This window comes from Deltaproteobacteria bacterium (genome assembly GCA_016219225.1).
Lineage (GTDB): Bacteria > Desulfobacterota > RBG-13-43-22 > RBG-13-43-22 > RBG-13-43-22 > RBG-13-43-22.
Genome location: JACRBX010000162.1, coordinates 1 through 14,486, shown reverse-complemented (window position 1 = coordinate 14,486; position 14,486 = coordinate 1). Strand labels below are relative to the sequence as shown.

The following is a 14,486-nucleotide window of genomic DNA, read 5'->3' as shown; positions in this document are numbered from 1 at the left end:
GAAGACGTCCTCAATCCCCCGGCCTTTCTCCCTATTTTTTTGCAATTTGCTTTTCAAATCATACCCAGCCTTTTCAATCCGGATTAGCCGCTTGGCGTTTTAAAAATAGTAACGCAGGCCCAGAAAAAGGCCCTGAGTGGATAAGAGGGAATGGATACTATCGATTTCGATCCCCGAAGGGACATGGTTCATAAAGGCCCGGCCCGGATCGGTGGACACCCGGCCTAAATCGCAGTAGCGGAAAGCCACATCCAGTACCAGATGTTTGGACAACACCCACCCCGTGCCCACGGTCAGCATGAAGGCCGGGTTAAAATTTTCCCCCGAAGGGGTCAGGGTGATCTTATGCCGGGTCAATCCCGGGAACAGGAACTTTACCTGATCGAGGCGGTTGTAGGCAAGGCCCAGCCCGCCTCCCAGATAAGGTTTTAAGGGTCCCAGTTGGATATCCAAAAGTTCGGACAGCTCGACAAAGATATTGACCAGGCCGCTGGTGGAAGTGGCCTGGGTGGAGACCGGCTGGTCTCCGGGCACATTCCGGAAATTGGCCTGGCCGGAATAGTTCATGTCGAAGCGATGGGCCAGTGAAATATCCGTCCTCAGCCAGGGAAGGACCTTCAGGCCCAAGGCCATTTCCAGCAAGGGTATCCGGCCGAACCCGCCCCGGGCGGCTATCGGGCGGCCGTCCGACCCACTGGCTTCCCCGAACAGGGCCGGAGGATTGGTGGCCCCCGGATTTTTATCCTGGAAATCCGCGGACAAGGCCCATTCCAGGCCCATTCCGCCGCGAAGGTAAAGACCTTCGGCCTCCGTCACCGCGGGCCAGACCAGACTGATCAGTATGAGAACTGCAATTCGCTTCCCCATCCCTTTCCAACCATCCATATAATGTTCCCCTCTCTTATAAGTGGCCGCCTGACCTCGGGTCTGCAAAAGTCTCGGAGGCTGCAAGATCCAGGGCACCCGGGGCCGGCTTCAAATACATTATTTTAGCAAAGCCATTTTCTGAATTCCACCACCCTCTTTCAAAATCATTCATATTTGATTAAGGCATCCAGGTGGCGTTCGGCAATTTCATACAAGACGACCTGGGGTTTTTCTCTTTCGATCAGCAAATAATCAAATCCCTTTTTCCCCCAATGCTGTCTAACGATCTGTTCAAAGTGGTGTTCTAAAAATGGTAATAAGGCCTCGGCAAATGAATCATGAAATAAGACGGCCTTGGATATTTTCCCGGGCCTGCAGGAAGGCTCTCCTTTCAGCTCTAGATGAACCTCTCTATCCTCCAGCAACCCGGCCAGGGACAGCATCCCCGCCAAATCTCCAGTTCCCTTGTTCGGTCGAACGGAAACGGTAAAATCCGAAAAAGAAAGGGGTTTCACCGGAAGGAAATTTTCAGGTAGGGACTTTATCCCTTCCCGATAGGCAATAAAGGCTCCATAGGAGTTCCAGTGAGTATCCGTCTTTCCGTAAACCCACTGTTCTTTTTTGGCTGTTCGGAGGGCCTTCCGGACATCTACCATGACCGCTTTTTCATCGGCACTTAAAAATTCCAGGACTTGATCCAGTCTGGTTTTCAGGGATATCCGGTTAATGTTGTCAGGCATATATTCGGGATAAATGGTGCTTTTATTCGGGCCAATCAAAATGACGTAGAGAATTCCCCGGTCCCGCAACCAGACCCTTTGCCTGGAGATGTTTTGTTTGATCTTCTCTAAATGGATCGGCCAAAAGGGAACTGAGCCTCTATAATCGGCAATGCTTTTATCCTGGGTATAAAAAAGCCATCCTTCTTTTCCGATCAGGACGCTTTTGGCAGGCGATACCTGAAACCATTTTAGGTGGATAAAATTGTTCAATCGGATCAAGAGGGTCCGCCCCCCAAACCGATCGTTGAAGAACCGGTCATAGGAGACGGGAAAATCCTTGAGGGAATTCCATCGAAGCTTCGGAGCCTGAGCAAGTGCCCGTTTTTCGGTTTGTTCCATTTTCGGCAGAAGGGGCAAAAACATATCCACCAGGGGCAGCCACAAGAAGAGAAAAAAAAGACCGATCGAAAGTACCCGCCAGCCGGTCCCTTCGGACTTTTTGGGGGGCTGCTTGGCGCTGGACTTACTCAATAAAGGGGGCTGCATAAATGACTTCAAAATTTAAAATAGATAAAGGGGGTATGGGTCCCCCCGGCTATTGAAAGAGAAGAGGCTGCCAGAAGGCAGGCCAGGACAATCGCCTGCCCGATCGATATCCCCTGATCGGCCATCCGGAAGAAAAGGTGGCCGGTTTGCTGCAAGGCGGTTTTTCTTATTTTCACTAAAAATACTGAGACCGGTCCGGAAAAAATGAGACCTGCCCAGAGGGTCAGTTCCACTTTTCGGTTCAGAAATAATGCCATGGGATATTCAATACCCCCGGCTCCGGAAATGCCGAACAAGGCTTTAAAATAGGTCAAAGCCAAGGGCAAGGTCTCTGCCCGAAACCATACCCACCCGAGGATAACGACCAGCAAAAGATATAAATGCCGCATAGGCCGCCAAAGGGAATGGATCCATTGGCCTATCTTGAGCCTTTCCAGGATGAGAAAAGATCCATGCCAGAGGCCCCAGATAACGAAGTTCCAACTGGCTCCATGCCATAACCCGCAGAAGAAAAAAACGATGATCAGATTCAGATAGAGACGGGAAGACTTCAAGCGGTTTCCTCCCAAGGGGATATAAAGATAATCCCGAAACCAGGTGGACAAGGAGATGTGCCACCTTCTCCAGAACTCTCGAACGGACTGTGAGATATAAGGATAGTTGAAGTTTTCAAGTAAATCGAACCCGAACATTTTCCCCAGGCCGATGGCCATATCCGAATATCCGGAGAAATCAAAATAGATCTGAAGGGTATAAGCCAGGATTCCGAGCCAGGCCACTTCTAAATTGAGTTGGCCGGGAGATAGGGCAAATATCTGATTGACTACCGGTCCTAGTGTATCGGCGATCAGACATTTTTTCCCCAAACCGACGATAAACCGCCTCAGGCCGATAGAAAACTGTTCGATCGTCACGGTCCGTTCCCCAAACCCGCGGGCCATTTCGCCATAGCGGACCAGGGGGCCGGCGATGGCGGTCGGGAAAAAAGCGATGAAGAGGGATATATTCATCAGGCTTTTCGAGCCGGTCACCTTCCGGTTGTAGACATCTATGACATAGGAAAGGGCTCGAAAGGTGAAGAAGGAGATGCCCATGGGAAGGTGATGCGAATAGGGGGAGAGCGCCATAGCCAGGCCGATGGATTGCGCGAAGGCGTTTACATTAGATAGTACAAAATCGGCATATTTATAATAACCGAGAAGGCCCAGATTAAAGACGACAGCCAACCCCAAAACAATCTTCATCCCTTTTGGCCTCGGCTCCTCCGAGTTACAGCAGACCTCCATCAGCAGCCCGAAGAAATAATTAACGACCGTTAAAACCATAACCACCAGGACAAACCATTTCTCGGCCCAGAAAAAAAAGACCAGGCTGGCCAGTAAAAGAAAAAAAATCCGCAGCCTTCTGGGGATTAACAAAAAGAGGGATAAGACGATGGGCAGAAACAGAAATAGAAAAATGGGGGAGCTGAAAATCATTATGACCTTAATCGCGGAATTAAAATGGGTGCAACTCCAAAAAAGTGGGGCATTCTTAATACCTTAACCCTTTGAAACGCATGTCAGCCTCAGGCTGACTAAATTATTTACTTATTGTCCTTGAAAACTTTCTCTCAACTCATTGGGAGAAAAATGAAAAAGTTTAACCCATACTAAGAGGAAATGTAAATACCATTTAGAAATTTCTGGAGAGCGAATCGGGGAAGATAACCTATAATCGAAAACAGTTCCCAGCAGAAACCCTGGAATTTTATCCGGTTCCGGCAAACTGGGTTGGGAACATGGATCGTGACAAACTTCATCCAAACGAACCCGGAGCGCGATTTACATCAACTTCACGTGAATACTCGAATACTTTTCCCAACTGGAATCGCGGATTTGATCATCTTTACGAGATGGGAAATGAGATCATCTCGGCACATTATGCTATCGACAAGCCCAGTCACGTTAATTTGAGACTTATCGAACATATGCGCAACAGAGCCATCCGATACGTCAAGCAATGTGAACAAGCCATTCTCCTTGGAGTCCATCTGGAAGAACGGCCGGATGCAGACCCTTGTCTTTTTAAGATACTCACAGAACTTAGGAAACGCGTGGAATGCCGTGTTCCGGTGACTTTGTCGGGATTGTTGGATCCGAGACCAAAAAGGCAGAAACTGAATTCAAGTTCAAAGTTTTAACAGAAGGATTCTCAGGATTTCTTGATTCTCTAAGATAAATAGGAATTCCCCTCAAATACTTTCCTCATGAATGCCAATTCTCCACTTTCAGACCGGAGAATCCTTTAAAGTCTGCCTGGTTGCGCGTGACGAGAATGAGGCCGTTTGTAATGGTAATGGCGGCAATCTGTCCATCAACAAAGGAAGGGGTCATTCCCTCCAGAGACAGCCGGGCCCTTTCCATGGCATGCCACCGCGCTGCCTGTTCGTCATAAGGCAGGATGGGAAGATTTTTTCTAACGACATCTTCAAGAAACATTTCGACTAATTCCCGCTTTCGCGACAGCGGCAGGCGATAGCAACCATACTGAAGTTCGTGCCAAACCGGTGCCCCTATAGCCAAATCATTCTGATATTGTTTGCATTTTATCAAAACAGCGGCGTCTGGATCAGGCTTTACCATTTCTGACACAATATTGGTGTCCAGCAAATACTTCATACCGTCCACTCAAACGGCCGTCCGTCTGAAGCATCCCGAAGGGCCTGAAAATCCCTACCCTCCACGACTATCCCCTCAGAAGCCATGATGTTTCTTATCTTACTGAGATCGTTCCAAAGCCCTTTGCCTTTTTCCATTAGACCGGCATAATCACTTGTGGCTACAACGACGGCAACGGATTTACCATGACGGGTTATCTCCACTCTGGAGCCCTGTTCGACTTCATGGATAATCGAAGGGAGGTTGTTCTTTGCTTCCGCAACCGATACCTTCTTGACCATTTAGCATCACCTCTCCCGGATTTTTGGTATTTCTTATTATTATAGCCATATTTATGGCTATGTCAAGAATGCCGTTGCGGTGGTGAAAGGCATCAATAGGCGAGTCCCGTTAACTCTAAAGTTCTTTTCAGGCTTAAAAAGCCCTATAGCCTTGAAAACGCCTGGCCCCGGAGTATCAGTCCGAAATAATCAAATAATTAATTCTTGAAATTTTGACTTAGATCAAAGCGATTCCCGAGATCTAAGCGTATATTACGGGAAAAATAATGAGGAGGTTGCCTTATGAAATCCTCTGTTAATGTATTCCTGTTCGGGTCCCTGCTGAAAGGAAAGAAGGCGGGGGACGATGCCCCGGTCCAGGTGGAACTTCAAAAACCGCTGACCCTGCAGAATATGCTGGAACTCCTTGATATTCAACCGCAGGAAGTTAGCCTGGCCATGATCAATTACAAGTCGGTTCCCAAAAACTGGCTGGTTCAACCCGGAGACCGCCTATCCCTTTTCCCCAGGGAATATCCGATCTTCGCCGACTGGCTGGACCACCGGTTGAATGTCTGAAGGGACTGAAAAGCCAGGAAGAACAAACGGTTCGATATGACGGTTTCTGTAATAACGTCTTGCGGGGACTTCGTGAGAAAAAGCATGTTTCCCTTTACATTCGGTCCCCATTTTTCCCCTTGACCGTGCCTTTTTCCTTCCTTATACTCTTTCCATCTAAAAACAAAATCTTATCAAACAAAGTTTATGGGCGCGGCACAAATACAAAAAGAAGATTACCTGGCCTTTTACCGCCGGGCCTTTAAGGAATTCGGCTGCCGCGCGCTTTGGAACGTGCGCCAGATTGAAAACCCGAGTCCCGAAGAGGCCCTGGCGATCACGCGGCAATTACGCATTGAAGGCAACATGGCCGCTCGTCGTTTGGCTGAGCAGATTGAGAAGGCCTGCCGTGTCGCTATCTAAGCTCCAATCACAAATCCTGCGCCTTTTAGCTGCGCAGCGGGACCCGGAAAGCTACGTCGCCGGAAGTACGCCCCTTAACCGCGGCGGATTGCGCATATCGGATGACAGCGACATTTTCCACGACCGCGAGGAACGAGTGGCCCACGCTGCCGAAACGGACAGCAAAATTTTGCAAGCCAAGGGACTTGAGGTTATTTGGCTCCGGCGCGAACCCACGATTTACACCGCCGAAGTGCGAGGCGGTGACGAGCGCACTCATCTTGAATGGGTGGTCGATAGCGACTACCGTTTTTCCCCTACTATAAAGGATGAGCTTTTTGGCTATGTGCTGCACCCTATCGACCTTGCCACCAACAAAGTTATGGCTGCAGCAGGACGGCAGAGACCAGCGGATCTTTTCGATCTCGTTTTCATTCACGAGCGGATATTGCCCTTAGGCGCAGTGATCTGGGCAGCGGTCGAAAAGGCCCCGGGCTTCACGCCTGAAGGTTTAATTGCCGAAATTCGCCGCAAGGCCCGTTACCGGAATGAGGATTTACGGGGTGTCCCGACCCTGGAGCCCATCGACCCTAAGACCTTTTATCGTCGCCTTCGTAACATATTGGGGGAGGCCGAGGCTTTTGTCAGGTGCATGCCGACGGACAAGGCCGGGCTGGTCTTTCTAAAAGATGGCAAAGTGGTGCAGCCCGATCCCGCCCGTCTGGACGATTACACAACCCATGCCGGACAACGGCGGGGCCATTGGCCGACCAGTGTTGAAATCTCTGCGGCTATGTTCGAATTCTATAAACATTAACACTACAGTGGCACTTTTATCGTCATTCCCGAGCGTCTTTACCGGGCCACCTTTTAACCTGCTTCCTAATAGTCAGCAAATAAATCAAGGCCCCGGCTCCGGCCCCGTAATCGAAAAACTGGGTGATCAGGTGTTGCATAAAGGAAATCAACAGGGCCTGGGATGAATCCATCCCCTGGGTCGCCAGGATCATTCCCAGAACCCCCTCATAAAGGCCGAACCCGGCCAACCCCCCAATGGGGAGAGCCGCCGCCGCCTCTGAAGCGATGAGCCCCAAAAATAGTATGTACCAGGGGAGGCCGGTAAGTTCCCCGGTTACGGCCTTTATAATTGACAGGAGAAGAATCGACAACATCAGGTACTTGACCAGGCGAATCAAGATGGAAACCGTCAGGGTCAGCCAAAAAATCCTGCCGCTGCCCAATGCCGCCAGGGACTCGATCAACTGCCGGAGATGGGCTTCGATTTTCAGAACCCATTTATTGGTCTGCCAGCGCCTTCCTTTACGGGTGAGAAGCCGTAAAAAAAAAACCAACACCGGTTCGACAAACCGGAGGAACAACAGGGAGGACCCGGTTAAAAGCAAGGCGGCCAGTCCCAAAGCCAGGCCGGTTCCCGAAAACTCCGGCAGGGATATAAACAGGAAAACCCCTAACAAAGGAGCCAGTCCCAGCAGGTCAAATAGAGCGGCGTAAGTAAAGGAGGTCAGACAGGGGGCCATCTCAACTTTGAGGACCTGGTTTAATATAACAATATACGAAAGGCCGCCTATGCGGGCCGGCAGAAAATCGACCAGCATATTCCGGACCAGGGTTACCAGGGTTAAGTCCCCGAAGGAAGGCAGCCTAGGGGTGTGGGTGGCTTTAAGCAGCGTATAATATCGCCAGGTTCTCAGATAAAGGTTGAGGGCATACAGGGCGAGGTAAACCAGGAGGGGGAGATAATTTAACCCAAGTACCTTCTCCCAGTCGCCGCGCTGTGTTTGCGTAAACAGGCTATAAACCAGCCAGGCGGTTATGGTGGCCGAACCGAAAAACAGCAGGAGGCTTTTTATGATGGGCCGCAAACGACGCTCCTTTTATTCGTACTAAGCCCTCATGCCCCTTGAGGGTGCCACGAAGCATGAAAAAGGATTCAATGTTTTTCACACTTGCAACCTGAAACTTGAAACTTTGTTACATCGCCTGGAATAATTTGATTTTCTCCCGCCGACAGGGTATGCTTAAGCCATTAAAAAATCAACCGCATACCCCATTCCTTACAGCTTGATGACTCCTTTTTCTAAAAAAATTACCTGGGCCTTCCTGGCCTTCCTGATACTGCTGGGAGGTCTGTTCGCTTACCAATACGGTCCGCGGCTCGTTTATCGCTATTTTGGATATTACTTTCTAAAACCGGCCGAGACCCAATGGCCCGAAGAAACACCGGATAGAATAAGACAATTATGGGGAGAAGCCAAGGGAAAACTGGTCTGGAGTTCCAGCCGCTCCGGAACTCATCAGATTTTCTTGTTGACGTTGCCGGATTTGAAGCAGTACCAGTTGACCAGCCATCCCCACGTCAGTTACTACCCCCGGATCAGCCCCGATGGGAACCGGATCCTTTTTGCCCGGTCCCAGCAGCGCTGGGTCTCCGAACGGGATCAGCGACCCTGGGATGTCTATCTCTTCGACCTGGGTTCGGGTAAGGAATCCCTGGTGGTTAAAAACGGTAATTTTCCTGCCTGGTTGCCGGATGGAGAGCATTTTACCTTTTTAAGGGGCGATCTGGTCCTGATGAAAAGGCTTGGCGGATCAAGGGAAACCCTCCTTTTTAACGGGCGGAAGCCCCCCTACGAGGCCGAACCCCAGACCCCGGAGCTGTCTCCCAAGGACCCCGATCTTTTGGCCATAACCCTGCGGGGGAAGCTTTCCGGGGTATTTCTCCTCCGCTTATCCCAAAATCGCCTGATCCGGCTGGGAGACAACAGTTGCGAGCTGACCTGGATGCCTGACGGCCGGACACTGGCCTGGGTGGAAGTAGGGGGCCGGGGTGGAACGCAAATGCTGAGTTCCGGCCTGGACGGGAGAGGGAAAAAGGTGTTGATGGACCTGCCCTTGACCTTCAGTCACGAATACTTTCCCAAGGTTTCCAACGACGGGAAATGGCTGGTCTGGGGCGCCTCGGAAGGGGACCATGAACATGACCTGGCCGATTACGAAATCTTCCTCTGGAAAATGAGCCGCCCCTGGAAAGAGGCGGTGCGGATCACCTATAATCCGGCCAATGACCGCTGGCCGGACCTGTATGTCGAGAAGGGATTCAATGGTTAAAATTCTTATAGTCTATCACTCACAAAGCGGCAATACCCGAAAGATGGCCGAAGCGGTGGCCCATGGGGCCGGGGAAATCGAAGGCGTAACGGCCCTATTAAAAAGGGCCTTTGAGGTAACGGACGAAGACTTGATTGATTGTGATGGGCTGGTGCTGGGTTCCCCTGAATACTTTGGGTATATGTCCGGGGCGGTTAAGGACCTCTTTGATCGGACCTATGAGCAGGTCAGAGGGAATAAAAAGATCTTCCGAAAGCCCTATGCCGTTTTTATCAGCGCCGGAAACGACGGCCAGGGGGCTTTGACCCATATCGAAAGGATCTGCCTTGCCTATCAATTCAAGAAATCCCAAGAGCCCCTTATTGCCAAAGGTCCTGTTACCGTAGATATCCTGGCCCAATGTGAAGACCTGGGCCGGACCATCGCCGCCGGCTGTGAGGCGGGGATCTATTGATTTTTGCCCGCTTCAACTCTTTTGGTACCCCGGAAACCGGGCACTGGACTGCCCCCCCATAACGCTGATGAGGTGGTCGGAAATGGTGCCGCCAATAGACTTAACCGGGTTCCCAACTTTTTTTCTTAAGCCTTCCATTAAAATAATAACCTATTCCATATTATCCTACATAAATGTGGGCCAATACCGAAAATATTTTTCCAGACCAGATCGTTCTCGGGGTTTTTAGCTTAAATTTTCTAAATTATAAATAAAAATTTTGACAACTTCCCAACCCTCCGTTAAGATACAATCCTTTTAATCGGTTATTAATTCCTGGAAGATAAGGGAAGTAAATTTGAAATCCATTATGGGAATTTATCCAACAGGGTTAATTTTACCTCTTTACCTTCAATAGGAATCCAATGAAACCAGAATATCAATCGGTGGAGTCCCTGTTGGCCGACAAGGCTTCTCAACCAGAGGACCCGGAGGTCAGCCGGGATGCAATCGCTCGTCAAAAGGCCCAATTGGAAGCCATCTTTTCAGGCTTCCAAGATCCTTTGTTTATCCTGAATCCCCAATACGAAATCTTGTTGGCTAACCAGACTTTCATCACCCAGAGCGGTGTACGATCCTTAGAGGAACTGAAAAGCAGAAAATGTTACCAGGTCAGGCATGGGTTTGAAAGACCCTGCCCGGGCTGTGCGGTCACCCAAACCCTCCTTACCGGTCAGGCCGTTTCCGGGGAGCGCTATGTGGAAGATATCAATCAAATTCACTTTCAACAGGCCTACCCTATTTATAATGAAGGGGGGGCGTTGACTTCCATTATCCAATACTCCCGTGATATTACCGGGGAGAAACGGTTGCAGGAACAACTTATCCAGGCCGAAAAGCTGGCCGGGATCGGGATCCTGGCCTCAGGGGTGGCCCACGAGATCAATAATCCCCTGACCGGTATCTTAGGCCTGGCCGAGATCCTTCAGCATACCGATTCCCCAACGCTTAGAAACCAATACTTGAAGGAGATCATCGTATATTCCGGGAGAATCGCAGAAATTGTCAAAGATCTTTCCACCTATTCCCGAATCCCCCGGAGCGATGCTATTTCGTCGGTCAACCTGCAGCAGGCCCTTAAAGATGCCCTGCGTATGGTCAGTCGCGCGGCCATGTTCGGGGATATCGAGGTGACCGAGGATCTGATGGAATTGGAACCTATCCGGGCCAGCGACAGTGAGATCCAACAAATATTTGTCAACCTGATCAGCAATGCCGTGGAAGCCATGGAGGGTAACGGGATGTTAAGACTGGCTAATCGAAAAACCAGTCGTGGTCTGGAGGTGGTGATCCAGGACACCGGACCGGGGATTGCTAAGGAAACCCTGAAAAAGATCTTTGATCCTTTTTTTACGACCAAACCCCCGGGCCAGGGGACCGGATTAGGACTGACGGTGACCCACCGGCTGATCACTAAATATCGGGGAAGTATCGAAGTGGAGAGCAAAGAAGGAAGAGGGACGACCTTCAGGGTGATTTTTCCATTCCCGAGGAGACCAGAATGAACCATAAGATCTTGGTGGTTGATGATGAAGAAATTGTTCGGCGGGTCGTTCGTCTCCATTTGGAGCGAGAAGGGTGGGTAGGTATCGAAGCCGGTGATGGAGCCGAAGCCTTGGAAGTATTGGAAAAAGAACCGGTCGACCTGGTGCTTTGCGATATTAAGATGCCCCGTATGGACGGTATCCATTTTTTGAAGGGTTTAAAGGAGAAAGGCCTTCTGGTCCCGGTTATCATGCTCTCAGGCTTTGTGGATATGAAGACGGCCCTGGAGGTCATGCGTTGCGGGGCCTTGGATTATTTAACCAAACCGATTCAACGGGATGTCTTAATCCTGTCGGTAAAGCGCGGGTTGGACTATAAAGAACTGATCGATGATCGAAGGCGTTTACAGGAAGAAAATCGAAAACATCAGGAAGATCTGGAACGAAAGGTGACCGAGCAAACCGCCTTGATCGAACAGCTTTTCGATATCTCCATACAGCTCAATACCCTGGAAGGCTTAGAAACCATCACCGGCTTTCTGGTTGAAACCATCAGCCGGTTGACCCATAGCCGGCGGGTATCCGTTATGCTCCATAACGAATCCAGAAATTGTTTGGAAATTATAAAAGCCAAAGGAATTCCCTTAGAAATTGTTAAAAAAACAAGACAACCGGTAGGAGAACCTATAGCCGGCAGGGTATATGCCGAGGGGAAGGCCTTTATAATGGATGCGATCCAGAAAAAAAATGGGGCCAAGGGATACTCCGATTCCAAGGCTTTTATCAGCCTGCCGATCCTGCAAATCCCTCTTAAAATCCAGAATAAGCCATTTGGAGTTATTAATGTTACCGATAAAGAAGGGGATCTCCCTTTTAATCCAGAGGACCTGAAAATCCTCGAATCGTTGTCCGCTTCCGTCTCGGTGGCCATTCAGAATGAACTGCGCCGGCGGGAGATGGAAACGGTTTATCTGGAACTGGTCAAGAGCCTGGCCGAGGCCATCGAGACCAAAGATTCTTATACCCGAGGACATTGTGAAAGGGTCACCGAAGTATCGCTTAAGATAGCCAAAACCATGGGGCTTCCCATTCAGCAAATACGGGATATCCTCTTAGCAGGGCTCCTTCACGATGTGGGAAAAATCGGGATTCCCGAAGGCATTTTAAGCAAAGCCGGTCCATTAGACCCATCGGAACGCGCTTTGATTCAAGAGCACCCCGATTTGGGGCTCAACATCATTAAGCATGTCGGCTTTTTGGGAGAAGCCAAGACAATCATCGCCCAGCATCATGAACGGTATGACGGTACGGGATACCCTCAGGGGTTGAAAGGGGAGGCCATCCATCTCGGGGCCAGGATCCTGGCTGTGGCCGACAGCTTCGATGCCATGGCCGCCGAGCGGCCATTCCGCCGTCCATTGAGTAAAGGAATGATCATAGAGGAGATTCGACTGCAAGCCGGATTCCAATTCGATCCCCAGGCCGTCGATATTTTTTTAACTCTTTTAGCGGAAGAAGGGAAAGAACGATTCGGTTAAACCTTGATCAATTTGAAGCCCTGGTCAGCCAGGCCCTGGAAGAAATTCCCGCAGAATTCCTCGAAAAGCTGGAAAATGTGGAAATTGTCGTTGAAGAGGAACCTTCTGCGCAACTTTTAAAGGAATTGGGGCTGGGGGAACGGGAGCTGCTCTTCGGTTTGTATCAAGGGGTCCCCCGGCCGGAAAAAAGCTATTTTCAAGGGATCAATTTTCCAGATCGCATCACCCTTTTTCGTGGCCCTATTCTGCGTACCTGTCCGTCCGAAGGCAGGGTTAAGGACCAGATCAGAAAGACCCTGGTCCATGAAATAGCCCATCATTTCGGCTTTCCGGAGACCCGGATACGCCATTTGGGATATTAATAAGGCTAATTAATCGTCTTGGGGATCAACTCCCCAAAAATTTCTTCAACGTAAAGACTACAGATCATCCTTTTCCGGTTGAGGCAACTCAAGGTGTTTTCATTCCATTCCAGCCAGATACATTGCTGACATTGGAGATCCGGGAGCTTTAAGTTAAAACAGAAATGGTTTTCCTGCATTTTTTCCTCCATGACCCCTCCTCTATCCCTTTATAGAGTATATAAAAATTTTACTATACTATATATTGGGTGTCAATCAAAAAAAGGAAGAGGTTTAGGGAAGTATCTTCAGCCAATCCTTACAATTTTTTTCCAGAAGAATTTTTTTCCCCACTGGAATTTTAAGTTGATGCACACCTGCCGGAAGGTTATACCCTTGAATTTCCGGGTTTAACTCTTTGAGTTCCTTGAAATAGGAGCCGCAGGCTTTGGCAATATCCCGAAGGGGAACCGGATGAGGAAGCTGAACCAGGACTTGATCGTATTCTATAGGGAGATATCCTTCTTTTTCAGGAAGCTCAAAACCGTATTTTTTAGGATCGGACAATAAAACCTTGGCCGTCAGGATCCGGAAGATATAGCGCTCGGTCTCCTGGGGCAAAGCCATTCGGTAATAATCATTTTCTCCCTGGAGAGTAATTTCCTCTTTAACCCGTTCTTCCCCGCAATTATAGGCGGCCATAGCCAGGGTCCATTTACCGAATTGATCGTATAAAATCTTCAGGTAATTGATGGCTGCATCGGTGGATTTGATCAAATCCAGCCTTTCGTCGATCCAGGGTTTTTTCTGCAGACTGAATCTTTTGCCTGTTTTTTCAATAAATTGCCAGAATCCGGCCGCCCCTTTGTTGGAGAGGGCCTGGGGTCGTAGGGCGCTTTCCGCCACCAGCAGATACTTCAGGTCATCAGGCATCCCTTTCTCTTTAAGCCTGGCCTCAATATAAGGGAAATACCGTTTACTCCTCTTTAGCCACAGAAAGACCTGGGCCCGGTCATAGACATTAATGGTAAACTCCCGGTCCATTCGTTCCCAGATCTTTCGGTCTGCAAGGGGAACCGGTTCACCACAGAGCGACAGGGAGTGGGGAAAGGTATAATAAAAGGCCTGGGCCGGGCTCGTCCCGAGCCAAGACAGGCCCAAACACAAACCCAGACTCAGCAGAAGAATTATGTCCGATTTTTTTAATGCCATTGGGTTCTTGTTAAATCCTCGCCCCTCAAGGGGCGACATGAAGCATGAAAAAGGATTCAAGGATTCAGGGGGTCAAGGATTCAAGTGAATGGCTTGGAAATAAAATCCTTGAACTCCCGAATCCAGGTTTTTCACTTGAAACTTGCGGCTTGGAACTTGAAACTTTATTCTCAACTGACCCCCGACCCCTGATCCTGAAAACTATTTTCCAATTAATCCTGAAACCGCCCAGTCAGGAACACTCAGACGATCTCCAAGGCATTGAAAAAATACC

The 14,486-nt window shown here is 49.5% G+C and carries 16 protein-coding genes; 8 read left to right on the top strand and 8 right to left on the bottom strand.

All coding sequences use genetic code 11. The features are described 5' to 3' along the window. Window positions 1-99: 99 nt before the first annotated feature. The 5 genes from HY879_14345 to HY879_14325 form a co-directional block, all read right to left on the bottom strand. The gene (locus HY879_14345; protein MBI5604523.1) at window positions 100-885 is read right to left on the bottom strand and encodes a hypothetical protein; all 786 of its coding nucleotides are present in this window, start codon (window positions 883-885) and stop codon (window positions 100-102) included. Window positions 886-1,031: 146 nt separating this feature from the next. Further along, entirely contained in the window at window positions 1,032-2,135 is a 1,104-nt protein-coding gene (locus tag HY879_14340) for a hypothetical protein (GenBank protein MBI5604522.1), read from the bottom strand. 8 nt (window positions 2,136-2,143) lie between these two features. Further along, a complete protein-coding gene (locus HY879_14335) occupies window positions 2,144-3,613 on the bottom strand; it encodes an MBOAT family protein (GenBank protein MBI5604521.1) in 1,470 nt (489 codons plus the stop codon). Window positions 3,614-4,381: 768 nt separating this feature from the next. Continuing rightward, on the bottom strand, window positions 4,382-4,795 hold the full coding sequence (locus tag HY879_14330) for a type II toxin-antitoxin system VapC family toxin (GenBank protein ID MBI5604520.1): 414 nt from the start codon (window positions 4,793-4,795) through the stop codon (window positions 4,382-4,384). Further along, on the bottom strand, window positions 4,792-5,076 hold the full coding sequence (locus tag HY879_14325) for a type II toxin-antitoxin system Phd/YefM family antitoxin (protein MBI5604519.1): 285 nt from the start codon (window positions 5,074-5,076) through the stop codon (window positions 4,792-4,794). The genes HY879_14330 and HY879_14325 overlap by 4 nt, the downstream gene beginning before the upstream one ends. A gap of 282 nt (window positions 5,077-5,358) precedes the next feature. Here HY879_14325 and HY879_14320 point away from each other — a divergent pair, with 282 nt between their 5' ends. The 3 genes from HY879_14320 (at window position 5,359) to HY879_14310 (ending at window position 6,832) form a co-directional block, all read left to right on the top strand. Next, on the top strand, window positions 5,359-5,634 hold the full coding sequence (locus HY879_14320; protein ID MBI5604518.1) for a hypothetical protein: 276 nt from the start codon (window positions 5,359-5,361) through the stop codon (window positions 5,632-5,634). A gap of 186 nt (window positions 5,635-5,820) precedes the next feature. After that, window positions 5,821-6,036 carry a hypothetical protein gene (locus tag HY879_14315; GenBank protein MBI5604517.1) on the top strand — a complete coding sequence of 72 codons (216 nt, stop codon included), beginning with the start codon at window positions 5,821-5,823 and terminating at the stop codon, window positions 6,034-6,036. Further along, entirely contained in the window at window positions 6,023-6,832 is an 810-nt protein-coding gene (locus HY879_14310) for a hypothetical protein (protein MBI5604516.1), read from the top strand. Before HY879_14315 ends, HY879_14310 begins: the two co-directional genes overlap by 14 nt. Before the next feature lie 22 nt (window positions 6,833-6,854). Here HY879_14310 and HY879_14305 read toward each other — a convergent pair whose 3' ends face one another. After that, complete coding sequence (locus HY879_14305; protein ID MBI5604515.1) at window positions 6,855-7,898, bottom strand: flippase-like domain-containing protein; 1,044 nt, start codon at window positions 7,896-7,898, stop codon at window positions 6,855-6,857. Between the two features lie 202 nt (window positions 7,899-8,100). Here HY879_14305 and HY879_14300 point away from each other — a divergent pair, with 202 nt between their 5' ends. From HY879_14300 to HY879_14280, 5 genes are all read left to right on the top strand, one after another. Then, entirely contained in the window at window positions 8,101-9,144 is a 1,044-nt protein-coding gene (locus tag HY879_14300) for a PD40 domain-containing protein (GenBank protein ID MBI5604514.1), read from the top strand. Further along, window positions 9,137-9,598, top strand: coding sequence for an NAD(P)H-dependent oxidoreductase (locus HY879_14295; protein MBI5604513.1), 462 nt, complete (start codon window positions 9,137-9,139; stop codon window positions 9,596-9,598). The genes HY879_14300 and HY879_14295 overlap by 8 nt, the downstream gene beginning before the upstream one ends. A 404-nt stretch (window positions 9,599-10,002) precedes the next feature. After that, on the top strand, window positions 10,003-11,142 hold the full coding sequence (locus HY879_14290; protein MBI5604512.1) for a GHKL domain-containing protein: 1,140 nt from the start codon (window positions 10,003-10,005) through the stop codon (window positions 11,140-11,142). Then, the gene (locus tag HY879_14285; GenBank protein ID MBI5604511.1) at window positions 11,139-12,659 is read left to right on the top strand and encodes a response regulator; all 1,521 of its coding nucleotides are present in this window, start codon (window positions 11,139-11,141) and stop codon (window positions 12,657-12,659) included. The genes HY879_14290 and HY879_14285 overlap by 4 nt, the downstream gene beginning before the upstream one ends. 77 nt (window positions 12,660-12,736) lie before the next feature. Further along, the gene (locus HY879_14280) at window positions 12,737-13,021 is read left to right on the top strand and encodes a metallopeptidase family protein (GenBank protein MBI5604510.1); all 285 of its coding nucleotides are present in this window, start codon (window positions 12,737-12,739) and stop codon (window positions 13,019-13,021) included. A gap of 5 nt (window positions 13,022-13,026) precedes the next feature. On the opposite strand, the gene HY879_14275 is transcribed toward HY879_14280, so the two are convergent. Both HY879_14275 and HY879_14270 read right to left on the bottom strand, forming a co-directional pair. Next, on the bottom strand, window positions 13,027-13,212 hold the full coding sequence (locus HY879_14275) for a hypothetical protein (GenBank protein ID MBI5604509.1): 186 nt from the start codon (window positions 13,210-13,212) through the stop codon (window positions 13,027-13,029). 82 nt (window positions 13,213-13,294) lie between these two features. Next, on the bottom strand, window positions 13,295-14,212 hold the full coding sequence (locus HY879_14270; protein ID MBI5604508.1) for a lytic transglycosylase domain-containing protein: 918 nt from the start codon (window positions 14,210-14,212) through the stop codon (window positions 13,295-13,297). Between the last annotated feature and the right edge of the window lie 274 nt (window positions 14,213-14,486).